We start from the raw sequence: 23853 nt of genomic DNA, 5'->3' as shown, positions 1-23853 counted from the left end.
GCGTAATGATAATGAAGAAAGGAAACAAAATGGCTAGATAAAAAAATCCCCAAACCGAAGTCCAGGGATTATTGCTTTGGAAACCAAATGGTTTTGAAACCAACAGCTTTGGGAGCCAAGCTTTAGAAGCAGAATGCCTTATTGAACAATCTTCTCCAGTACACGTATCAACATTTTGATACGTGGTTCAATAGACTCAAGCAACAAGTACTCTTGGTCACTGTGGAAACCTGCACCGATAGGCCCTAGACCATCCAAAGTTGGAACGCCTAGAATCGCCGTGTTGTTTGCATCAGAGCCGCCACCCACTTCTTTCCAGTTGATGTCGATAGCCAGTTCACTTGCTGCTTCTTCAACTAATGCCATCAAGCTTTCAGTTTGCGTGCTTGGCACCATAGAGGGTTTGTAAGCTTCACGAACCAACTCGATGCTAACGCCATCAACGAATGGTGTTTCCAGCATGCCGTTTAGCTTGCTATCGACATCATCGTATTCTTCATTACTCCAGAAACGCACATCCACGATCGCTTCAGCGTGCTCAGGGACGATGTTTGCGCCGTTACCGCCAGACACAATACCCACGTTTAATGTGGTGCCAGATTCGAAGTTCGTCATGGCATTGATTGCGAGAATCCAGTTCGCCATCTCGGTAATTGCACTGCGGCCATTTTCTGGCTCGTTGCCAGCGTGGGCTGCAATGCCATTAAACGTGATTTTGTAACGCGCCATGCCTTTGCGCGCTTTGACTAAACCTCCGTCTGCGCGTGCTGCTTCTGCCACCAATACGTTTTTCGCGTTTTTTGCAACAGATTGAATCCAGTCGACCGAATCTAACGATCCGGTTTCTTCGTCTGGGTTCATGCAGATACAAATCGACAGTTTATCCAACACCGCTTGGTCGAGGTTACGCATCGCGTACACAATATTCAGCAAGCCAGATTTCATGTCCGAGACACCCGGACCGTACGCTTTGTCAGCGTCTTGAGACATAGGACGTAATCCAGCGGTGCCGACAGGGAACACTGTATCCATGTGACCAATCAGCATCACGTCAACTTTCTCAGCCTCAGGCTTGTTTCGAACTTCAAGACCGATGCCCGCTCTGCCACAGTCGATGCGTTTTACGCTCCAACCTGACATCGCTTGGTACTTCTCTTCAAATTGAGAAGCGATAAACTCAATGCCATCAGTGGTGTACGTGCCACAATCGACATTGATGAGAGGACGAAGTTCTTCGAGATATTCATTGAGAGAAAACTGCATGATTGCCCCCTAAACAAACAAGTTCATGACTAGCATTGCGCCAAATGCGTTCAATACGGAAATCGCAATCATAATTGGGATGTAACGACCTTCAGTACCGATAGGTCCCATAATTCGACCCATGTACTGAACCTGTGAGCCCATTAGGTAAATTGCAGGTGCAAGAATCGCGATGTGCGTACCGTTCAAGATGCCTTGGTCAAACAATGTGATAACCACGCCAACTGCCCCGCCCATCGACATCCAAGCACCAATCAGCACCGCAGCCGCTTCACCTGGCAAACCAAAAACCGCCATTACTGGAGAAAATACCGAGCCCATCAAATCCAACGCGCCAGTAATCTGCAACGCCTTAATGATGACAAACGCCATAAGAACGTTAGGCACGGTTGATGTTGTCGCAATAACCCAGCCTTTTTTAGCGCCTTCAACGAAAATATCCGTCACCATCGGCTTACTTACTTTTACGTCACTCATTACGCCGTCTCCTCTTTTAAGTTCTCAGATTTGCTTTGCTCTTGCTTGTCTTCTTTACCTTCTGTGATGTTTAGGTAGATACGGAATAAGTTCGCACCCACGATTTTAAACAAGAACATCACCACAACCGCCAAACCAATAGAAGACGTTACGGCAAGCGAGCCATCCGCCATCGTCAACGTAAACAGCACCGCCCCTGAGGAGAAAAAGTTAACAATGGTGGCACCAGCGGTGAACTGGAACATAGTGAACACATCGGTTTCGCGTTTGGTAAGATGGCCTTCATCTTTAAGCTGACGAGTCATCGCAGCGCCCGCGTCGGTACTTTGCAGCGAAGCGATAAGAGCCAAACCAGAGTTACCCGGAATACCCATAATTGGACGAAGAAGCGGCGTTAACAGTTTGCGTGCCGCTTCTAGTGCGCCATAGTGCTCAAGTACATTGATCATACCCAGTGCGAACATAACGGTAGGAATCAAAGTAAGTGCAAAAATGAAACCGTCACGTGCACCGCTACCACCAGTACCACGAAGCGACGTTGTTGCAACTTGCACACCGTCAGCCGTTTCGGTGACACCATAAGCCACCTTGCCAAAAGAGCCATTCAACGTGGTGAAATCAAATACGCCATACCATTCGTTCGATTGCATGAGACCAGAAAAGAAGACGACCGCAAACGCCAGTGCAAAGTAGCACCCCAGCGTAACCTTGCGCTCGGTTTGAACAGGATTTTTCATAACATTACCTACACATGTGGGACAGGACACATATGCTCACCCGAATAATGTGCTAGAGAGATGATCAAAATCAATCCGCCTGCCGAACATTCTGGCGACTCAGTTATGAAGTTTTGTTTTATGATTTTAATCACATTTGAAAGATAATAAAAATTTGTGCTAACAATTAGGTATATTAATCTATATCGATACCTCAGGACTTCTTCATTAATCCGACCAATGATTCCAACGAATATTGCTTTCTACAACATTCATGACGTACTTCATACTTTGGCATTGAGGCGATATCGATTAACTCGAAAGTAACATTCCATAATGAAATTTAGGTTAGGATTGTCCGGTCATATGCAAACGGATTAAACCAGAATCAACAGGACTAGGCAGCCCATTGTTACGCTCACAACCTAAAATAGCCAAGTGGACACTCGCCCTCGTGTTTTGGGTGGTGATGGTATGTTTAAGCCAAAACTCCGGCTTCTCGAAAAGCTGCCCTAAGGCTCACCAAATACAGAGTCAGCAAGATGAGAGTGTGAATTTATCACCATCTTGCGACCTTTCAGAAAAGCTGGTTCAAGCGTACCAACATCAGTTTGATCATATTCTTATTCCATTTTTTCTGTTTGCTTTGGTTGTGGCGCTGCCGATGACAACCACAGCAATTCGCTATCTGGAATACACAGAACCGATACGGGAAAAGTATCGGGTTCACCTAAAACTTTGCGTGTTTAGAGAATAAAGCCAGCAAGGCGAGAGACCTTTCGGCCTGACTTTTGTACATATTTTATTCACTTCACATAACAAACAACGAAATTTAAAAGTTTTAGGAAATATTATGACATTCACTCGTACACTTTTGGCGTTAACGATGGCTATCGTACCTGCCGTATCTTTCGCATCAGAAAAGACCGCAGAACAAAAGCTAGAGGAAGTTACTCAGATACTAAAAGAAAACCCTCAAATTCTTGATTCATTGCACCAAAACCTTCAAGAGTACATTGCGTATCAACAGTCATTTGGCGACACCTTGAAGGAGGTTCGTCAATATCTAAGTGATGGCAAACATTCCTCTTTTGGTGCTGAAAACCCTGAGTTAACCATTATTAACGTAACAGACTATAGCTGCCCTTTTTGTAAACGTTTAGAAGGAGAGCTGGTCAAAGTTGGTAAGGAATATCCGCAGGTAAAAGTGCTTAACCTCAATGTCTCTTTTAAAGAACAATACGAGAAAAACGGCTACAACTCGGCAAGTTACGCATTAAATGTTTGGCAAAACCAGCGAGATAAGTACGAACAAGTGCATGAGTTATTGGTGAAAAAACCGGGCGCACATGACGCACGTTCCTTAAATCAAATAGCGAAAAAAACGGGGACAGAAGCACAGCTTGTCGACGACAAAGAGACCAAGGCGTTGCTTGATAAAAACTATCAGTATTTCACGCAACTTGGTTTACGCGGCACGCCCGCGTTGATCATTAATGATCAAGTCATTCCTGGCTATGTGCCGTTTGACGAGCTAGAAAAAGTCATCGACCAAGAACTGGCGAACTAATACAACAAAGCCCTTCCCTGATAACTCAAGGAAGGGCTTTTTCTATCTAGGCTTAAAACGAAGTTCTAACTACTTGTCGCGACCCACAAACGCCACAACGACTTTGTCATTGCCAAGCGAGCGAGAGAACACGTACGCGCCTTCTTGTTCAATTACTTGATGCTGACCCGCACCAATCGCTGGGTGCGCTTTACGGAACTGACCAAGAGTTTGCCAGTGTTTGAGCAGCGCTTGCTTCTCATCAGATAGCTTCCATACCATGTCAGAACGAGTGCCTTGGTGGAAATCGTCCGCGTAAGGACCAATGTTACGACCAACTTCATCACCATAATAAACCTGAACAGCACCAGGACTCAAAAGCAGTGCATTCGCGGCGTTACGCTGCATACCGTAATCTTTGAAGCGAGAGAAGAACAGCTCGGTATCGTGAGAAGACATGTAGCTCACAGGGTTAAAGTCTTTCTCATTGGCGATAGTGTCCGCATAGCTTTGGTAAGTGTCTGCCATTTGGCTGAAACACGCCGCGCCTTTGTCTAACTTCTTCTGCATATCGAAGTTAATCAACGCATCAAAGCCGTCGTCGAAGTAAGGGCTGCGATATGCGGTATGTCCCCATACTTCACCCATCATCCAGAATGGCTGACCTGACTTACCGTTCTCTTTACGCCACTGCTCAAGGCTGCTTGATGCCTCTTCTTTCAAGCGTTTCCACACATCGCCTTCAACGTGCTTCACCGTGTCGACACGGTAACCATCAATACCAAAGCGTTTCACCCAATCAGTTTGCCACTCAATTAGGTAGTCCGAGACGGTGTAATTATCACGCTCCTCAACGCGAGTGCCAGGGTTATCCAATAGCCATTGAGCTGGCTTCACGGCTTTGTCTGATTCAGTGATAAAGTCTGGCAAACCCGCCAATGACATGGTGATATCACTGCTGCCCGGAACTGGGTATCCCGGTAGACCTGTTCTTACCCAGTCACCGCCCCACCATTTCGCCCAGTTTGGACTCTGGTAATCAATATTCTGGTGGTAGCTATGCCAGTTTTCGCCCGCTTTTGGTTTCCAATCCCCCCATTTCTTAGGTAGGTCAGCGTTTGGTTTTAACACCTCAATACCGTCAAATTGCAAATCGGCTAACGTTGAGTAACCAGTGTGGTTGATTACTGCGTCCATCAAGACTTTAAGGCCACGTTTATGTGCCTCTTCCACCAGCTTTTTAAGATCAGCTTCGTTACCGAAGTTCTCATCAATCTTGGTAAAGTCACGCGTCCAGTAACCGTGGTAAGCGTAGAATGGGAATGAGCCGCTATCGCCGCCACCCACAAAGCCGTGTACTTGCTCAACGATTGGCGACAACCAAATCGCATCGGTACCTAGGCTCTTTATGTAATCTAGCTTTTCGATCACACCTTTTAGGTCACCACCGTGAAAGGTACCAATCTCTTCTTTACCGTCTTTCTTGCGACCATAGCTGTTGTCATTGCTCGTATCAGCATTATTGAAACGGTCGACCATCACGAAGTAAATGTTGGCATTGCGGTAATCAAACGGCACTGCTTCTTTGGTTTTCTTCACTGGCTCTAGTAGCACCAAACCGCCTGAATCTTTGCTTGGTGTCAGCGATACTTGCTGATCTTTTACTTCGACCATCTGACCAGAATAGGCATCACGCAACTTGGTGCCATCGGGGAAACTGTCACCCAGCGCGATGGTGACTTCGCCGCCTTGGTAAACCTCACATTGCACTTGTGGGATTGGGCGTTTAAATTCTGTCTTGGCAGCTTTCTTAGGCTCTCGCTTGAAGCGTAGAGTTTTGGCTTCCGCATCAAAAGCAAAAGAGTAATCGCCAGTAAAACGGATTTTTAAAGGCAGTTCTGTTGGCTTTCCACAGTTCAGCGCGATAGGTTTGTTGAATTTGACCTTCTGACCATCAGGCGCGACACAGTCGCCTTCAACACCCGTGATTTTGAGCGTGTATCCGTCTTTGGTTAAGGGCACAACCAAAGGCTGCTCTGCACTTAACGGAAAGTCACGGCTGTTGGTCGTGGTAGAAATGGTGATGTTAGGCTCGGCGATGGCACTTGCCGACGCAAGCAGTAAAGTAGTGGTAATCAGGTTCAGTTTCATCGTTCAGTCCATTGGTTGCGCATAGGCGCAGTATTCGTGTTGTAGTTTTATTCACACTAATAGTAAATGGATGAAAAACTGAGCACATCATTCTGAAAGGCTACGCCCTAAAGCTTGTGACGCTTCACATTTTGCTTTTATGGGGGCGTAGTTCTACTTATGAGCAGGGTAAAAAGGAGTTTAAAGCTGAATGCTACCAAGGTTACGCATTTGTCTCATCGCCCAATTGACGCGGCTGATGGTGTAAGAAGTCTGAGGGTAAACTTTGATGCGATACGGATTTGGCAGCACCACCGCAAGCCTTGCTGCTTGGCGTGTTGAAAGTTGTTTAGCAGGAATACCAAAGTAGTTTTGCGCAGCGGCTTCCGCGCCATAAATACCTGGACCAAACTCCACCACATTCAAATACACTTCAAGAATGCGTTTTTTACTCCACATTGCTTCCATCAGCAGAGCAAAATAAAGCTCATACGCTTTGCGCACATAAGAGTGTGAAGGAAACAGAAACACGTTCTTTGCAGTTTGCTGAGTAATCGTGCTCGCACCGCGAGAGGGACCGTTCTCGCCAGACTCTGAGATCACTTTAAACAAGGAATCAAAATCCACTCCGTAATGGGTCGGGAACTTTTGATCTTCTGTCGCAATCACGGCCAGTTGAATGTGTTTAGAAATATCACTCAAAGGCACCCATTCATTTTGACTCTCTTCAGGAAATCCTTCAGGAGGAGAAATCATGCGGCTGATCTTCCATCCCCAAATTGGTGGATCGATGTATTTCACTATGCCAACGAGCATCACTGGTAAAAGCAAAAGCACCAATAAGATATTGAACAGAAGGGATTTAATCTTTCTCAAAGTCCGACCTAGCCTGATTTAACAAAACAATATGATGCAAGTATAGAGTATGCAGTCTGTTTATCGTTAGTGAAAACTTGGTCAAAAAAAGCCCGATTTACAATGTAAAACGGGCTTAGAATTTGATTAGACTAAATTATTTGTGCAGCTTGTAGAACACGGTTGAAAGTGGAGGCAAACGAAGCTCAAGTGATTGAGGCAGTGATTCACTTTCAACTTTTTCCGTTTTCACACTGGTCAGCACTTTAAAATCGCTGCCGCCGTATTTGCTGTCGTCTGTATTCAGTAGCAGTTCGTATTGACCTGCATTTGGAACGCCTAAACGAAAGCGCTCGTGTGGTACGGGCGTAAAGTTGGTGATGATCAGAATACGCTCACCTTCTTTACTAATACGCTCGTGCGCTAGGATGCTCGCATCCGCTTCGTCTTGTAGACGCCACTCAAAACCAGCAGGAACACAATCTTGATCGTGCATCGCCGCTTCATTTCGGTACAAGTGGTTCAAATCTCGCATCAGCTTTTGAACGCCTTGATGACGCTCGTATTCTAGCAAGAACCATTGCAACTGATCATCGTGGTTCCACTCCGCCGTTTGACCGATTTCCGCGCCCATGAAGTTCAGCTTTTTGCCCGGTTGACCATACATATAACCGTAGTATGCTCTTAGGTTTGCGGTTTGCTGCCATTCATCGCCCGGCATCTTGTTGTGAATAGAGCCTTTGCCGTACACCACCTCGTCGTGAGAGAGAGACAAGACGTAGTTCTCGCTGTGCGCATAAACCAGCGGAAATGTGATGGTATTGTGGTGGTATTTGCGGTGAACAGGATCTTCTTTGATGTATGAAAGACTGTCGTGCATCCACCCCATATTCCACTTGAAGCCAAAGCCTAAACCACCCATAAAGGTTGGCGCAGACACACCCGGAAACGCCGTTGACTCTTCCGCAATCGTCATCGCATTCGGGAAGTGCTTGTACACTTCTTCGTTCATCCATTTTAAGGTTGCGATTGCGTCGTAGTTTTCGTTGCCACCATCAACGTTCGGGACCCACTGATCGTGGCTACGTGAATAATCGAGATAGAGCATCGACGCAACAGCATCGACACGAATGCCATCAATATGGAATTGTTCAAACCAGTACAGCGCATTCGAGACAAGGAAGCGACGTACATGTTCACGGCCTAAATCGTAAATGTAGGAGTTCCAATCTTGGTGCCAACCGCGACGAGGATCTGGATCATGGAACAGAGGCGTACCATCAAAGTTAGCTAAACCATGATCATCCGATGGGAAATGCGCAGGAACCCAATCCAGCACTACACCGATACCAGCTTGGTGACACGCATCCACGAAGAATTTGAAATCATCAGGTGAGCCAAAACGGCTAGTTGGTGCAAACAAGCCAACAGGTTGATAGCCCCATGAACCATAGAATGGATGCTCAGACACAGGCATCAGCTCAACGTGGGTGTAGCCCATATCCACAAGGTATGGCACCAACTGCTCCGCGAGTTCGCGGTAGTTCAGGAAATCACCGTTCTCGTCGCGCTTCCATGATCCAGCATGTAGCTCGTAAAACGATAACGCTTCATCACACTTTTGTGTCACTGCACGGTTTTGCCATTTCGCATCTTGCCATTGGTAACGCTTGTGATCGTAGGTAATGGATGCGAACGATGGGTATTGCTCAGAGTAGAAACCCCAAGGGTCTTGTTTGTGTGGCAACCCTTCCCCATTTGGCCCTTTGAGCTCAAATTTGTATTGTACCCCCTCTTCCAAACCAGGAATGAATAGGCCCCAGATACCGTAGTCTAAGCGTTGCATTGGATGACGACGGCCATCCCATTGGTTGAAGCAACCCACAAGGCTAACAGCAGATGCATGTGGTGCATAAACAAGGAAACGCACACCAGAGATGTTTTCACCGCCACGCTCTAGCGTGACAAAGTGCGCGCCCATGTAGTGATACATGTCTTTTGGCGTATGCAGATGCTCGTACTCTTGGTAGATATTGTGGTACTGGTACGGGTCATCAATAATTTGTTCAACACCATTCCAATCGACCGCTAAACGGTAGTGGGTCAGGTGTAAATCGCGTTGCTCTTTTAAGATGAAACCGCTGTCGCCATCACGCTCAAGCGCCACGCGAGGTTCACCATTAACAAGCAGTTCAACCTTGTTTGCGCCCGGCATCCAAACTCTCAGCGAAGCTTCGTCGTCAATGAATGGACCCAGCGCCGCAAATGGATCTGAGTAAGCCGCCTCAGCAAGCAGTTCGTATGCGCGTTCGTGTTGTTTCTTTATTTTCTTGGTTTTGGTGGTTTTCAAATCTTTCTCCCTAGAGCCAACATCCTTTTCAAGACCAGAGATCTGAATCAAACATCGGTTTCTCCACAGCCAACGTTGTGAACTCACAAAAAGACTCCGCTTCTCACGTTCGTTGCGTAAACGGCGTCAAAATACAAAAATGCCCGCTATTGTCGCGGGCATAATAACGGTACTTCATCCTAACGGATTGTGTTTTAGGAATGAGTGACCTAGACGGAACTTTCGTACCTCTGAGCTAACAAAATTGGTAATCAGCTCGTCCATCTACGTCACTCTAGGCATCTTACTTACTCGCCTGTGCGCGAACTTCAGTAAGGCGTTTAGAAATACGATTCACATCTTCACGGCTGAAGATTTCATCTAGGTTCATCGACAATTTACGACGCCAGTTTGGATACTCATCCACCGTACCAGGAATGTTGACCGGTTGATCCATTTCTAGCCAGTCTTCAAGCTGAACGCTAAGCAGTGCAGAGTCACCCGCGGCTACGTGCAGTTGCAGCGCTTCGCTTAGGTATGAATCCATTGGCACGTACTGAGCATCATGACCAATGCCTTCTGGCAGATAGCCATGCCAGCGAACGCTGTCTAGAATACCTTGTTTGCACTTCAAGCGGTCAGCGAATAGGCCTTCCAACTGCTGTTCATCAGGGTACAGACCAATCTCACGCCCCATCTTCAAGTCATCACAGTGCCAGAAACCGCGTAGTGTTGGCATATCGTGCGTACACAGCGCAGCCATAGACTGCTCAGCGTAGTGCTTCGGAGAAATAAAACCGCCGTCCTCTTTTGAGGTTTCGAAGAAGAAGACTTTGTAAGAGTGCACACCTGCATCACGTAGGATATCAACGATTTCATCTGGCACAGTACCTAAGTCTTCACCAATCACAGAACACTGATGACGGTGAGATTCCAAGGCTAGGATTGCTAGCATGTCTTCAACTGGGTAGTACAGGTATGCGCCTTCTGTCGCTTTCTCGCCTTTTGGAATCCACCAAAGGCGAAGCAGGCCAAGTACGTGGTCGATACGCAATGCACCACAATGCTTCATGTTAGCACGTAGCAATTTGATGTAAGCGTCGTAGCCAGTCGCTTCTAAAACCTGAGGGTTAAGCGGAGGCAGACCCCAGTTTTGGCCTAGTGGACCAAGTACATCTGGTGGCGCACCGATGCTTGCATCCAATACTAGCGCGCCTTCGTCAGCCCATGTTTCGCTGCCTGAATCTGCAACACCAACCGCAAGGTCACGGTACAAACCCACAGCCATGCCTTTTTCTTCGGCTAGCGCTTGCGCTTCTTTGATTTGATCGTCTGCGATCCATTGCAGGTACATGTACAAGTGAACACGATCTTGGTTGTCCTTAATGTACTTCTGAGTACCAGCTGCGTCGAATGTGCGGTATTTCTCAGGGAATACTGGCCAGCCCCACATGTTTGCATCTTCTGCATGTAAATCAGCATGAAGTGCATCGAATGCAGCTTGATGTAGCAAGCTGTCGCCGCCTTTTTCAACAAAGTCCAAGAAGGCACGAGCGCGATCGGTGTTCTTGTCTAAATGGCGAGCTTTAAACTCACTGAATAGCAGCGGAAGAACGCTCATTTTTAGTTGCGAAACTTCGGTGTAACTCACCCAATGAGAGTCTCGCGCTTTTTGTAGACGTTGTTGGAACTCTGCGCTACCCACTCGCTGTTGTGCTTCTGCACTAAGCGCGAACTCAGGTACAGAGCTTACGTCGATGTACATGATGTTCAGCCAGCGACGAGAAGACGGGCTGTATGGGCTTGCCCCTTCTGGATTCGCAGGGAACAGCGAGTGAATCGGGTTCAAGCCAATGAAGTCACCGCCACGAGAGGCAATATCACTCACCAGTTGTTTTAGGTCACCAAAATCACCGATGCCCCAGTTATGCTGAGTACGCAGTGTGTAAAGCTGGATACTAGGACCCCATAGCTTTTTGTGTTGGTTTAGATCGTCTTGTTTGAAACACGCTTTCGGCGTAATGATCAATGACATCTCGTAAGGTGTTTTACGACGCTTACGACTGATGATCAGTTTGTGATAACCCCAAGCCAAGTTCTTTGGCAATGCAAACACTAGAGGGCCACCCTCAGCACGCTCATCACGAACAATTTGGGACTGAAGATAGCCTTCAAGTACCTCTCCTTGTTCTGTTTCTAAACGCCAGCTGAATTCACTCTCACGAGCACTCGTACCTAGGTTTAGTTCCACTTCGACTGGTTCGCCGTCGCGTAAAACAAGAACAGGGGCTAGTACGTCTTTTTTATGTTTCTTTTCAGCAGAAGCCAGTAGTTTTTCATCACTGCTAGTATCGTAGCCAAGCGAAGCGAGCAAGCGGCGTAGCGTCTCCTCAGACACTTTAGCCTCATCTCCCCAAGCACTGACATAGCTATCAGCCAATCTCGCCATTTCCGCGACTTTCTTTAATGCTGTTTGTTCTTTCATCGCTTTCTCCGAAGGTAATACCAACACCTTCCATGTAGGGTTTTATTGTTATCAATAACTTCTTTTGGAAAATGACCAAAGGTAGCGCTTGGCTACCTTGGTCTTAACTAGGTTCTATTAGCGTTTCACCGCTTCAAGTTTCCAGATATTGTTCACGTAGTCGCGGATTGAGCGGTCTGACGTGAACTTGCCAACAAGGGCGGTATTAAGAATGGCCTTCTTCGCCCAGCCAGCTTGATCTTTATATTGTTCGCTCATGTCTTCGTGTGCTTTCACGTAAGAGGCGAAATCCGCGAGACATAAGTATGGGTCGCCACCGTCTAGCAGGCTGTCGTATGTGGCACGCAGTAAGCCCGGTTGGCCTGGTGTGAACTCTTCACCCAATAGCAAGTCCATTGACGCTTTGAGTAAGTGATCCGCATTGTAGTAATCAAATGGGTTGTAACCTTGAGCTTTCAGCGCTTTCACACCTTCAACATCTAGACCGAAGATGTAGATGTTCTCATCGCCTACTTCCTCACGAATCTCAACGTTTGCACCATCCATTGTACCGATAGTTAGCGCACCGTTTAGCGCCATCTTCATGTTACCTGTACCTGATGCTTCTTTACCCGCTAGCGAGATTTGTTGAGAAACGTCAGCCGCAGGGATAATGATTTCAGCCATGCTCACACGGTAGTCAGGGATGAATACCACTTTCAGCTTGTTACCGATGCGAGGATCGTTGTTCACCTTGTCTGCAATCTTGTTGATTGCGAAGATGATTTCTTTCGCTAGGTGGTAACCCGGTGCTGCTTTTGCTGCGAAGAACACAACGCGTGGCGTACACTCAAAACCTGGTTCATTAAGAATACGGTGGTACAGAGACAGTACGTGTAGCAAGTCTAGATGCTGACGTTTGTACTCGTGCAGACGCTTGATTTGAACATCGAAGATTGCATTAGTATCGAGCTCGATACCCATGTTCTCTTTCACCCAAGTTGCTAGGCGTTCTTTGTTCTCTTTCTTCACTGCCATGAATTCTTTTTGGAATGTCGCGTCAGTAGCGTACTTCGCAATACCTTCAAGTTGCTCTAGTTTCGCTGGCCATTCTGGGCCGACTTTCTCAGTGATAAGCTGAGACAGACCTGGGTTACAGAACTTCAACCAGCGACGTGGCGTAATACCGTTCGTTACGTTGTGTAGACGTGTCGGGTACATTTCGTGGAACTCTGGGAATAGGTCTTTCTTAACCAATTCAGAGTGAAGTGCTGCTACACCGTTTACTGCGTAAGAGCCGATTACACATAGGTTTGCCATGCGAACCATGCGGTGGAAACCTTCTTCGATGATAGAAAGCTTCTGTTGCTTCGCGACATCACCCGGCCACATTGCACGTACGTCTTGTAGGAAGCGGTGGTTGATCTCGTAAATGATCTCCATGTGACGTGGTAGCAGGTGTTGGATTAGCGACTCTGGCCATGTCTCTAGTGCTTCTGGAAGTAGCGTGTGGTTGGTGTACGCAAATGTCTTAGAGCTGATTTCCCAAGCCGCTTCCCAAGCTAAACCTTTTTCATCCATCAGGATGCGCATTAGTTCAGGAATCGCAATCGTTGGGTGCGTATCGTTAAGCTGGATAGTCTCTTGCTTAGGTAGATCCGCTAGCGAGTAGCCCGCAGCTTCGTGGCGACGTAGGATGTCACGTACAGACGCTGCTGAGTGGAAGTACTGCTGCATTAGACGCAGTGTTTTACCTTTCTCGTGGTTGTCATTCGGGTAAAGCACTTTAGTGATATTACCTGCGTCGATCAGTGCGTGCTGAGCTTCGAAGTAATCACCATTGTTAAAGCTTGCTAGTGAGAATGGTGCAATCGCCTGACATTCCCAAAGACGTAGCGGGTAAACCGTGTCTGATTCGTAACCCACAATTGGAAGATCCCAAGGCATTGCTCTTACTGTCATGCCTGGTACCCATTTGCGGACTTCTTTACCGTTCTCGTTAATCACTTCAACGTGACCGTAGAAACCGATCTCTTGCGCAAGTTCTGGACGCGCAATTTCCCAAGGGTAGCCTTCTACACCGCGCCATGCGTCAGGTGCTTCTTGCTGGCGACCATCTTTGAATGACTGTTTAAATAGACCGTATTCGTAATGTAAACCATAGCCGACAGTTGGGAATTCTTGTGCCGCACATGAATCCATGAAACACGCAGCCAGACGACCAAGGCCACCATTACCCAATGATGGGTCGCGCTCTTCTTCTAGCAGATCAGTTAGGTTGTAACCCAGTTCAGCCATTGCTTCTGTTACTTGTTCATACAGACCCATGCTGATTAGGTTGTTACCAGTCAAACGACCGATAAGGAATTCTAGCGAAAGGTAGTTAACGCTCTTCGCACTTTTAATGCGTGGATCTTCTTCTGTCGCAAGCAAATCTAGAGTAGTAAATTCAGCCAGAGCATGCCCCATTGCTAGGTACCATGCGCGGCTGTCTGCGTTTTCAATCGTATGAGCGTAAGTTACAGATAGGTGTTTCTTTACGCTTTCTTGGAACGACTTCTTGTCAAATTGTTTTTGTTGAGTAGGTTTCATTACGAAATTCTCACGTCTTTTGGTAATTCATCTGCCATACATCGTGCATTTACCTCTGTGAATAAACATCCTCCTAATTCTCATCCTTTGAAGGAGGAGGGCTGAGGGCGTAGAGGGGGTACCATTGCTAGGTTAGTGATCCAAATCTCAACAAAGTGAACTTTGCGCCAGTTCTTAGTGATTTTGATCACAATGGAATGTGAGAAAGGTTAAAACCCGTTCATGACGCTTTTTATAGTCCACTCATCTGATGATGTGAAAATTGTAATATCGGTCACATTAACTCGGTCAGCGTAGAAGAACTTTTCGTAATCTATGTGCAACGCGATCTTAACGCTAACGAAACAAACGATATTTAAGTGACGACAATCACAAATAAAGGGCGTAGTTGATGGTAAATCCATCAACCCTTGAGAATTAGGAAGTGGATCAAAGTAACGAACATTTCTGATGTCGTAACATCCCACTCAGCTCACAGGATTGTACGCTTTTTATACAAACTAGAATTAGGCGATGTGAGTTATTTCTAGTTTTCGCTAGCTTTTATATCTAAGTGACCGTATGGAATGGTTTTTCAGACGGACGCAAGCCCCAACAGTAGCGACATTATCCGGCATTCAAACAGTGTTTTTGATGCTGATGACATCATTCAGTAAGACGGCTTTCAAGGGGGCTTTACTAGAATGATCACGTTGCTGTCATTTGGGTATACATAAATAAGGACATAACTACTAATGTGGATTCCATCTAAGCTTACTCGACCAGGACGCCTGCACAATGCCATCGTGCGCCCACGAGTGTTGGACTTACTACAGCAAGCGCCTTACTACAAATTGGTTTTATTCCGATCCCCAGCAGGTTACGGAAAAACAACAATGGCAGCGCAGTGGCTATCCGATAAGCCAAACGTCGGTTGGTACAGCATTGATGACAGCGATAACGACGGCTTTCGCTTTGTAAACTATCTGCTTCAAGCATTAAACAAAGCCACCAACTTCAGTTGCGCTAACGCACAAAAACTGGCGGAAAAACGTCAGATCTCGTCTTTACGCTCCCTATTTAGCGAAGTATTCGCAGAAATGGCTGACTTTCATCAAGAATGCTACGTGGTGCTTGATGACTACCATTTAATCACGAATGATGAAATCCATGAATCCATGCGTTTCTTTTTAAAGCACATGCCAGACAACCTCACCGTTGTGGTAACCAGTCGTGCAGCGCCGCCTCTAGGCACTGCAAACTTACGTGTTCGTGATTTAATGATCGAAATTGGCAACGAGATGTTGGCGTTTGATACCGAAGAAACCACTCGCTTCTTTAACCAGCGTATCGCCGATGGTATTGATGAAGACATGGCGAACAGCCTAAGAACCTATGTTGAAGGTTGGCCATCGGCGATGCAGTTGATCGCATTACAAGCCCAACATCAAAACCGCACATTGGCGCAAACTGTAGAGTCGGTATCGCAGTTCAATCACGCGCATTTGTGGGATTACTTGGTCGAAGAAGTGTTTGACTTACTCGATCACGAAACTCGTCACTTTTTAATGCAAGTATCCGTGCTTGACCACTTCAATGATGAGCTAGTGTTTGCCCTTACCCAACGCGAAGATGCACTGGGAATGATTGAATCGCTTAACCGTTACGGCTTATTCATTTATCCGCTCGAAGGGGAACAGAACTGGTTCCGGTTCCATAACTTATTTGGCGAGTTTTTATCGCATGAGCGCCAAGCTCGTATTCCTCAGCAAGAAAAAGATCTCCACCGCAATGCTGCTATCGCTTGGTTACAACAAAAAGCACCACACCAAGCGATTCATCATGCACAAAAATCGAATGATAAGGACTTAGTGGTAGAGATCCTAAACGAATTCGGCTGGAAGATGTTTAACCAAGGCGAACTCAGCACACTGGAAAGCTCAATTAACAAGTTGGACGATGATCTGTTGTTCAGCCACCCAAAACTTACGATGCTCCGAGCATGGTTGGCTCAAAGTCAGCATCGTTATAACCAAGTGGGCCACCTGCTTGAAGAAGCGGAAGAGGAACACAAAAAGCGTAACATTGCGTTAGATATTCATTATCAAGGTCAAGCAAACGCGTTGCTTGCTCAAGTGGCTATCAACAGTAACCAACCAGAAAAAGCTCTCGAATTAGCGGAGCTAGCGCTTAGCCAACTTGATAACACAATTTACCGTAGCCGAATTGTGGCGACTTCGGTTGTTGGTGAAGTTAACCACGTGCTAGGTAAACTAGACCGTGCTTTGCCGATGATGCAACAAACTGAAAAGCTAGCTCGTCAGTATCAGGTATATCACCAAGCGTTATGGGCAATATTGCAGCAAAGCGAGATTTTAATTGCACAAGGTTACGTGCAAGCTGCCTTTGAACTACAAGATTCCGCATTTCGTCTGATTGAAGATCAGCAGCTTCAGCATGTTCCTCTTCATGAATTTTTGCTGCGTATTCGCGCGCAAGTACTTTGGTGCTGGAACCGACTTGATGAAGCGGAAGAATGCGCGTACAAAGGTCTGCAAATTCTCGAAAACCATTCACCAAGCAAGCACTTACATAGCTATTCGATGTTGGCGCGTATTGCGATTGGACGCGGTGAATTAGACAAAGCAGGTAAATTCATTGAGCATATACAGCACTTGATGAAACAGTCGACTTATCACGTAGATTGGACTGCAAACGCTTCACTATCGTTGATTCTATTTTGGCAAGCGCGCGGGAATACCGATGCAATGCAAGAATGGCTCAACACTGCGGTTCGTCCTGAATCGGCATGCAACCACTTTTCTCAATTGCAATGGCGTAACATTGCTCGCGCCCACATTAATTTAGGCCAATATACCGACGCTCGTGCTGCGTTAGATTTTCTCCAAGGTGAAGCTCGTCGCACTAACCTAATCACAGATACTAATCGCAACTTAGTGGTTGAAGCGGTCCTTTCTGCTCGCCAAAAAGATGAGGAGCAAGCCAAGGCTCTGTTAAAAGAAGCATTAGTAATGACGAACCAAACTGGCATGGTCGGAAACTTCCTGATTGATGGTGCAACCATTGGCGGTCTGCTGGAGAAGTTGAGCCTCCGCCATGAACTGGGCGATCTTGAGCGTCACCGTGCTCAACAGTTAATGAAGGACATTTCATCGAATCAACGTAGCCGGTCGATTCACTTTGATGAAGACTTTATTGAAAAGTTGGTGAATCACCCTAATGTGCCAGAGCTAGTACGTACCAGCCCATTAACACAACGCGAATGGCAGGTTCTGGGACTGATTTATTCAGGCTTTAGTAACGAGCAAATCGCACAAGAGCTGGATGTGGCAGGTACGACAATTAAAACCCACATTCGCAACCTGTACCAAAAGCTTAATATTGCTAATCGTAAAGAAGCCATTGTGACAGCTGAAAATTTGCTACAGTTAATGGGATACTGAACTGCTAGATAAACGGGTTAAAACGTAAAGTAAAACACAAGGGTTGGCGTAACACGTCAGCCCTTTTTTATGACTGACAGTAAGAGAGGTGCAATTTGCAAAGCACGTAAGTAACGTTGTTCATATAAAAAAATAGCCAACCGCAATAATCGCGATTGGCTTATATTTAGTGTGAACAAATTGTATTCACTAACAACGTCAGTTGGCTAGGTGACCCTCGGCTTAAGAAGGGTCGAGCAGTATTATGCATTAATCATGCCAAAATGCAAAGACTTATTTTTGGGCACAAGATCTCATATAAGCTGGATTTATTCACGCGCAAATTATCAAAATGCAACTTTGCAATGCAAATTGCAATTGCATAATGCAACCAAGACTGATAATTGATAGTAGAGTTAATCATCTCAAAAATGTAAACCAAGCATTAAAAGCTCGTTACGGCGACATTGTCTCTTGGCGGGTAATAAAGATAGGCAATAGATTGGATATAAAACCAAGTAGTTACAGCACTATTTCATACTTTTTTCATCGCAATGTTTGTATACTCTCTGCCATCGAAACGACTTAGCATTAGAGCAATGAACTACTTAATTACTTTCTTCAAGGGAATCGCCATGGGTGCAGCAGATGTTGTACCTGGTGTATCTGGCGGCACCATCGCGTTTATCACTGGTATTTACGATACGCTGCTTGAAAGCATTCGACGCATTAACCCCTCACTTTTCTCTATCTGGCGAAAAGAAGGGGTTAAAGCCGCGTTTAATCACATCAACGGATTCTTCCTTATCGCTCTGTTTGCCGGCATTTTCACCAGTATTGCAACGCTAGCAAAGTTGATTACTTGGCTTCTTGACACACACCCGATCCCACTTTGGTCATTTTTCTTTGGTCTGATTTTGGTCTCTGTGTATCACATTATTCGTCAGGTTGAGCAACGCGATCTTGTCCGCTTTGTCATTCTGCTCGTTGGTGTCGGGTTTGCTTATAGTATTACTGTGCTCAAACCTTTACACATGGAACCAACGGCCATTAATACCTTATTCGCTGGAGCTATCGCGATTTGTGCGATGATCTTGCCGGGTATCTCTGGCAGTTTTATTTTGCTGCTGATTGGCATGTATGCTCCTGTATTAGCCGCAGTGAAAGGTTTTCAAGTCGATACATTAGCGCTATTTTTGTCTGGCTGCGTGATCGGTTTACTGTCCTTCTCTCACTTATTGTCGTGGTTACTACGCAAGTTCCGTGATTTCACCCTGATGTTTTTGACTGGATTAATGATTGGTACGTTGCCAAAGATTTGGCCATGGAAAGAAACCATCACTTGGCGCACCAATTCGAAGGGCGAACAAGTGCCATTGCTACAGCACAACCTATCACCATTTGAATTTGAACACGTGACATCACAACCTTCTCAGTTAGTACTTGCTGTCGTGATGATGCTTGCAGCCATTGCTCTGGTTTTAGGTCTAGAGAAATTCGCAGACTCAGATAAATGACTTTGGTATCAAACACATACTGAACCAAATAAAAACGGAGCCAATTGGCTCCGTTTTTATTTATTGGCTAAGGGCAAAACATCTCAATTGAAAACTCTGCTGTATTTGATGCAATAAAGTCCGTCGCGTTATAAGGAAGCTGGTCACCGAGGTATAACGCACAATTTACCGAGGTCACGAGTTGGCGAGCGGCGCATCTGTGCTACGATGCTCGTAATGTTAAGTGATAAATGCTGAACCTTAATGAAACTGTTACAAATCGCCGCTGTTTCAGCCGCATTAGTTGCGGGATTTTATGCCCCGACTCTAATAAAAAGCTTTTCTTCTTCCACTCAAAGCAAGTCAATAGATGAATACTGCTTTCTCTCTACAACCTCTTGCGTCCAAGAAAATGTTACGATGACGCTAAACTCAGAAACTGCTCAACCCTTGGTTCCTACCACTCTAAATGTTGAGTGGCATACAAGCGATGCTAAGCAACTCATCCTAAGTCTTTCAGGAAGAGAAATGGAGATGGGTGAGCCTAAGTTTTTGCTGAAGCAAATCGCTCCTGGCCAATATCAAGGTGACATCATTCTCCCGGTTTGCACGGAGGATGCAATGACTTGGGTTGGTGAACTCAGTGATGGAGAGAATACCGTTTACCCTGCTATAAAAATGCAAAGATAAGGAATCGTTATGAGCCACAATTGGTCCCTATTTCTCGTAGCTGCTTTCGCACTCGGGTTTGGCGTAAAGAGCTATTTAGATAATCAGAAAACGAAGCCAGAGCAAGTGGACAGTTCCACCTCTCAACAAACGGTATTGTTTGGGGAAAATAACCAAGCCGTCAATATCTTCGATGTGAATGACCCTCGCATCCGAGTCGTCTATTTTGGCTTTACTCGCTGCCCAGACGTTTGCCCAACTTCTCTTGCAATGCTGGCAGGAGCACTGAATCAAATTGACGACGCGCAAAAAGCACAACTACGCCCGATGTTCATTTCTTTAGACCCAGAGCGTGATGAGGCCGATGCATCAGCAAAATATGCCCATTACTTCCATCCAATGATTGAAGGCCTATCGGCACCACTTGATGTAACGACACCTTTGGCACACAACTATGGTGTCATTTTCCGCAAGACAGAATTGGAAGGCTCGGAACTAAAATACACGCTGGATCATAGCTCTTACTTTTACTTCTTGAAGCCGGATGGCACGTTAATCACTAAAGTACCGCATACGCTCTCACCGGCACCGATTGTTGAAGCCATTTCAAAACTAACGACCGAAGACTCTTCAAATGACGGTTAAGTCAGTGCTGAAGCAATTTTTCAATTTCCTAACTCATACCAACCCCAATGTCGAACAAGACGTCGATACGATCATTGACGCCATTGGGGGCATAGAGAACCTGCTAGAAACTGGTGCATGTGCGACTCGGCTGCGTCTTACCCTCAGAGCGACGTCCGTCATCGATAAGAACGCACTCAAAAATCATGGCGCGCATGGCGTCGTGATATTGGATGATCGTCATGTCCAAATCATATACGGCTTAAAAGCCAACACGTATTCGCAGATTATGGAAGAGCGCATCACAAAACAAAGTTAATATTTTTGCAGTATAGCTACCCTCTTTAAAAAAGGGCGGCTATACTCCTTTGGCTTAATTAACTCACTTATTTATTAACCAACGAAGAGGACACAAGATGATTGTATTGAATAACACTAACTGGGCATCGCAAGGGTAACCCTAACAGCACCAACTCTGTGGCATAGCCACAACTCCCCTTCTCTGCCCGGTCTTCACCGGGGTCAACTCTATCCGAATTAGACCCTAATGCGATTTGTATTAAGGCGCTTTGTTGCGTCTGGGATAATTCAATAATGAATCAAACACATACTTTTTGTGACACATTAGTTTCAACTTCAAACCCTCTAAAACAATTGGGTTGGAAACCATTTTTTCAGCAACAACTGACATTAGACGATTACGACAACACTATCTTTGCTCGTGTAATTGCGCATCACCGAAGTGGTTATTTATTGGCAACAGAAACTGGGCAAGTTCATCTTAATGCCCACCATTCTTTACCCAATATGACCGTCGGAGACTGGGTAATCTTAAATGAAGATCAGCAATTTGTTCGCTTACTGGATCGCTTGAGCCTCTTTAGCCGCAAAGCCGCTGGCAGCAAAGTGGTAGAGCAACTTATCGCAGCCAATGTGGATACAGTGTTTATCGTCTGTTCCCTTAACGACGACTTCAATTTAAGTCGTATTGAACGCTATCTTGCCTTGGCTCATGAAGCCGAAGTCGAACCCGTCATCGTGCTTTCCAAAGCCGATTTGTGTGACAATACTGATGAACTAAAAAGCCAAGTACAGAAGCTCGACCCTCTATTAGCTATAGAGACAGTCAACGGCTTAGAAATAGAGAGTGCTTCTAAACTCATGACCTGGTGCAAAGAAGGACAAACCCTCGCTTTTATCGGTTCTTCAGGCGTTGGCAAATCAACTCTTGTTAATGCATTACTCGGGCAACAAGAACAGGCAACTGGGCATATTCGTGAAGACGATAGCAAAGGGCGACATACAACTACATCGCGCTCTATCCATCTATTACCTGATGGCGGCATCTTGATTGATACTCCGGGAATGCGCGAGCTTCAACTAGCAGATTGTGAATCGGGGGTCAGTGAGGCATTTTCTGACATTGAGGCGCTCGCTCAGCGTTGTCGCTTTGGCAATTGTAAGCACCAAACTGAGCCAGGCTGCGCAGTTCAAACTGCGATTGCAAATGGCAAACTGGAGGTTCGTCGTTTCAATAACTATCAAAAACTATTGCGAGAACAAGCCTTTAACGGCGCGACTTTGGCAGAGCAACGAGCACAAAGTCGACGATTCGGTAAACTTGCTCGCAATGCCATGAGTGATAAGCGCAGGCGCCAACAAAGTTATTAATTTGTTGCGTTTGAGTTGTCAATAAAATCAAAGGAGACGAAAGTCTCCTTTTTAACAACTTTATTAAAAACCATTACTCATAACTAATGATAATTTTCAACATAAAAATCTTATTTAAATAACATTGAGCAAACATTTAATCCAAAAACAAACTAAAACTAGACACAAAATATTACCAAGCTAAGATATGTGATATTCAGCAAGAAAATGGCTGAATTTATAAAAACAGGATAATTGATAATCATGTGTCTTAGTGACCAGAAGCAATGCTCACCCCTTGTAATATAAGGGCATTATCGCCGTGTAATGATGGACTATTGCCCTGCCACTCTGGCATAAAATTGCAGGAATGATGTATGCAACACAACAGCCTCGTTGCCCGATATGCTCGTGGTAACCTCGTCGTCCAGATCCTTGTCGGTATCGTCTTTGGTATTTTGCTCGCGACAATTTCTCCAAGCCATGCCGAAAGCGCGGGATTAATTGGTAGCCTTTTTGTCGGCGCGCTTAAAGCGATCGCGCCAATTCTTGTGTTTATTTTGGTTGCCGCTTCAATTGCAAACCAAAAGAAAAACCAACACACTTACATGCGCCCAATCGTTGTACTGTACCTGATGGGTACATTCTTCGCGGCGCTATCAGCAGTGGTTCTAAGCTTCCTTTTCCCGACCAATTTAACGCTTGTCACCGGTGCTGAAGGTGCAACGCCTCCTCAAGGTATTGCTGAAATTCTACGCACATTGTTGTTTAAACTGGTCGACAACCCAGTAAATGCACTAGTAGAAGCAAACTACATCGGCATTCTTGCTTGGGGTGTGGGTCTGGGTCTTGCACTACACCACGCATCGGCAACAACGAAGGCCGTATTTGAAGATCTAAGCCACAGCGTGTCTCACATTGTGCGCTTTATCATTCGTCTTGCACCATTTGGTATCTTTGGCTTGGTTGCTTCAACGTTTGCGACAACGGGCTTTAGCGCGCTAGCAAGCTACGCACACCTTCTGGCGGTTCTTCTTGGCGCAATGATGATCATCGCACTCGTTGTAAACCCGGCGATCGTGTTCGTTAAAACCAAACAAAACCCTTACCCACTTGTATTCCGTTGTCTACGTGAAAGTGGTGTAACAGCGTTCTTCACTCGTTCAAGTGCAGCGAATATTCCAGTAAACATGGCACTATGTGAGAAGCTAAAACTGGACGAGGATACATACTCAGTATCTATTCCTCTAGGTGCGACCATCAACATGGCTGGTGCTGCAATCACTATCACAACACTAACGCTTGCAGCTGTGCACACTATGGGTATCGAAGTTGATCTACTGACTGCGCTACTTCTAAGTATTGTAGCTGCGGTTTCTGCATGCGGCGCATCAGGTGTTGCAGGTGGCTCTCTACTACTTATCCCTCTAGCGTGTGGCCTGTTTGGTATCTCAAACGACGTAGCCATGCAGGTTGTAGCGGTTGGCTTCATTATCGGTGTGATTCAAGACTCTGCAGAAACTGCGCTAAACAGCTCAACAGACGTTGTCTTTACGGCAGCAGTTTGTAAATCAGAGCAGCAAAAAGCTCAGTAAGACCGACAGAACAAAGAGAAAG

At 45.8% G+C, this 23853-nt stretch carries 17 protein-coding genes; 9 read left to right on the top strand and 8 right to left on the bottom strand.

What is annotated here, in order from left to right; all coding sequences use genetic code 11:
• Positions 1-138: 138 nt before the first annotated feature.
• The 3 genes from IJ23_RS14735 to IJ23_RS14725 are packed head-to-tail and all read right to left on the bottom strand — an operon-like array spanning position 139 to position 2477.
• A complete protein-coding gene (locus IJ23_RS14735) occupies positions 139-1263 on the bottom strand; it encodes a M20 family metallopeptidase (protein ID WP_033906663.1) in 1125 nt (374 codons plus the stop codon).
• Between the two features lie 9 nt (positions 1264-1272).
• Positions 1273-1740: a YjiG family protein gene (locus IJ23_RS14730; protein WP_005458317.1), complete on the bottom strand. Its 468-nt coding sequence runs from the start codon at positions 1738-1740 to the stop codon at positions 1273-1275.
• On the bottom strand, positions 1740-2477 hold the full coding sequence (locus tag IJ23_RS14725; protein WP_025612621.1) for a nucleoside recognition domain-containing protein: 738 nt from the start codon (positions 2475-2477) through the stop codon (positions 1740-1742). Before IJ23_RS14725 ends, IJ23_RS14730 begins: the two co-directional genes overlap by 1 nt.
• Before the next feature lie 529 nt (positions 2478-3006).
• Here IJ23_RS14725 and IJ23_RS24240 point away from each other — a divergent pair.
• Positions 3007-3213 carry a copper resistance protein gene (locus IJ23_RS24240; protein ID WP_235213039.1) on the top strand — a complete coding sequence of 69 codons (207 nt, stop codon included), beginning with the start codon at positions 3007-3009 and terminating at the stop codon, positions 3211-3213.
• 96 nt (positions 3214-3309) lie between these two features.
• Positions 3310-4026: a DsbA family protein gene (locus tag IJ23_RS14720; RefSeq protein ID WP_005374842.1), complete on the top strand. Its 717-nt coding sequence runs from the start codon at positions 3310-3312 to the stop codon at positions 4024-4026.
• 69 nt (positions 4027-4095) lie between these two features.
• Here the strand turns inward: IJ23_RS14720 and IJ23_RS14715 are convergent, their stop codons facing one another.
• From IJ23_RS14715 to IJ23_RS14695, 5 genes are all read right to left on the bottom strand, one after another.
• On the bottom strand, positions 4096-6156 hold the full coding sequence (locus IJ23_RS14715; RefSeq protein WP_033906662.1) for an alpha-amylase: 2061 nt from the start codon (positions 6154-6156) through the stop codon (positions 4096-4098).
• A gap of 180 nt (positions 6157-6336) precedes the next feature.
• On the bottom strand, positions 6337-7011 hold the full coding sequence (gene mtgA / locus IJ23_RS14710) for a monofunctional biosynthetic peptidoglycan transglycosylase (protein ID WP_025768637.1): 675 nt from the start codon (positions 7009-7011) through the stop codon (positions 6337-6339).
• Positions 7012-7147: 136 nt separating this feature from the next.
• Entirely contained in the window at positions 7148-9340 is a 2193-nt protein-coding gene (gene glgB, locus IJ23_RS14705; RefSeq protein ID WP_373920865.1) for a 1,4-alpha-glucan branching protein GlgB, read from the bottom strand.
• Between the two features lie 283 nt (positions 9341-9623).
• Complete coding sequence (malQ, locus tag IJ23_RS14700) at positions 9624-11804, bottom strand: 4-alpha-glucanotransferase (RefSeq protein ID WP_033906660.1); 2181 nt, start codon at positions 11802-11804, stop codon at positions 9624-9626.
• A gap of 117 nt (positions 11805-11921) precedes the next feature.
• The gene (locus IJ23_RS14695; protein ID WP_005374836.1) at positions 11922-14375 is read right to left on the bottom strand and encodes a glycogen/starch/alpha-glucan phosphorylase; all 2454 of its coding nucleotides are present in this window, start codon (positions 14373-14375) and stop codon (positions 11922-11924) included.
• A gap of 734 nt (positions 14376-15109) precedes the next feature.
• On the opposite strand from IJ23_RS14695, the gene malT reads away from it, so the two are divergent.
• The 7 genes from malT to sstT all read left to right on the top strand — a co-directional run bounded on the left by malT (position 15110) and on the right by sstT (position 23831).
• Positions 15110-17818: an HTH-type transcriptional regulator MalT gene (malT, locus tag IJ23_RS14690; RefSeq protein WP_005374834.1), complete on the top strand. Its 2709-nt coding sequence runs from the start codon at positions 15110-15112 to the stop codon at positions 17816-17818.
• Positions 17819-18396: 578 nt separating this feature from the next.
• On the top strand, positions 18397-19314 hold the full coding sequence (locus IJ23_RS14685; RefSeq protein ID WP_031778872.1) for a DUF368 domain-containing protein: 918 nt from the start codon (positions 18397-18399) through the stop codon (positions 19312-19314).
• A gap of 243 nt (positions 19315-19557) precedes the next feature.
• A complete protein-coding gene (locus IJ23_RS14680; protein ID WP_025768641.1) occupies positions 19558-19983 on the top strand; it encodes a hypothetical protein in 426 nt (141 codons plus the stop codon).
• A 9-nt stretch (positions 19984-19992) separates the two neighbouring features.
• Complete coding sequence (locus IJ23_RS14675) at positions 19993-20607, top strand: SCO family protein (protein WP_005384635.1); 615 nt, start codon at positions 19993-19995, stop codon at positions 20605-20607.
• Entirely contained in the window at positions 20597-20905 is a 309-nt protein-coding gene (locus tag IJ23_RS14670) for a PTS transporter subunit EIIB (protein ID WP_005384641.1), read from the top strand. The genes IJ23_RS14675 and IJ23_RS14670 overlap by 11 nt, the downstream gene beginning before the upstream one ends.
• A 275-nt stretch (positions 20906-21180) precedes the next feature.
• Positions 21181-22257: a ribosome small subunit-dependent GTPase A gene (gene rsgA / locus IJ23_RS14665; protein ID WP_005384642.1), complete on the top strand. Its 1077-nt coding sequence runs from the start codon at positions 21181-21183 to the stop codon at positions 22255-22257.
• A gap of 356 nt (positions 22258-22613) precedes the next feature.
• Positions 22614-23831, top strand: coding sequence for a serine/threonine transporter SstT (gene sstT / locus IJ23_RS14660; RefSeq protein WP_005374821.1), 1218 nt, complete (start codon positions 22614-22616; stop codon positions 23829-23831).
• The last annotated feature ends 22 nt before the right edge of the window (positions 23832-23853 follow it).

This window comes from Vibrio sp. OY15, assembly GCF_000742455.1.
In the GTDB taxonomy this organism is placed as follows: Bacteria; Pseudomonadota; Gammaproteobacteria; order Enterobacterales; family Vibrionaceae; genus Vibrio; species Vibrio alginolyticus.
This window is presented reverse-complemented; position numbering and strand designations above follow the sequence as displayed.

Bases quoted from the DNA above. Each gene is read 5' to 3' on its own strand.
- IJ23_RS14675 (WP_005384635.1), top strand. From the start codon at position 19,993: ATGAGCCACAATTGGTCCCTATTTCTCGTAGCTGCTTTCGCACTCGGG.
- IJ23_RS14715 (WP_033906662.1), bottom strand. From the start codon at position 6,156: ATGAAACTGAACCTGATTACCACTACTTTACTGCTTGCGTCGGCAAGT.
- IJ23_RS14725 (WP_025612621.1), bottom strand. From the start codon at position 2,477: ATGAAAAATCCTGTTCAAACCGAGCGCAAGGTTACGCTGGGGTGCTAC.
- rsgA (WP_005384642.1), top strand. From the start codon at position 21,181: ATGAATCAAACACATACTTTTTGTGACACATTAGTTTCAACTTCAAAC.
- malQ (WP_033906660.1), bottom strand. From the start codon at position 11,804: ATGAAAGAACAAACAGCATTAAAGAAAGTCGCGGAAATGGCGAGATTG.
- IJ23_RS14680 (WP_025768641.1), top strand. From the start codon at position 19,558: ATGAAACTGTTACAAATCGCCGCTGTTTCAGCCGCATTAGTTGCGGGA.
- IJ23_RS14670 (WP_005384641.1), top strand. From the start codon at position 20,597: ATGACGGTTAAGTCAGTGCTGAAGCAATTTTTCAATTTCCTAACTCAT.
- IJ23_RS14720 (WP_005374842.1), top strand. From the start codon at position 3,310: ATGACATTCACTCGTACACTTTTGGCGTTAACGATGGCTATCGTACCT.
- sstT (WP_005374821.1), top strand. From the start codon at position 22,614: ATGCAACACAACAGCCTCGTTGCCCGATATGCTCGTGGTAACCTCGTC.
- IJ23_RS14685 (WP_031778872.1), top strand. From the start codon at position 18,397: ATGAACTACTTAATTACTTTCTTCAAGGGAATCGCCATGGGTGCAGCA.
- IJ23_RS14695 (WP_005374836.1), bottom strand. From the start codon at position 14,375: ATGAAACCTACTCAACAAAAACAATTTGACAAGAAGTCGTTCCAAGAA.
- IJ23_RS14730 (WP_005458317.1), bottom strand. From the start codon at position 1,740: ATGAGTGACGTAAAAGTAAGTAAGCCGATGGTGACGGATATTTTCGTT.
- IJ23_RS14735 (WP_033906663.1), bottom strand. From the start codon at position 1,263: ATGCAGTTTTCTCTCAATGAATATCTCGAAGAACTTCGTCCTCTCATC.
- malT (WP_005374834.1), top strand. From the start codon at position 15,110: ATGTGGATTCCATCTAAGCTTACTCGACCAGGACGCCTGCACAATGCC.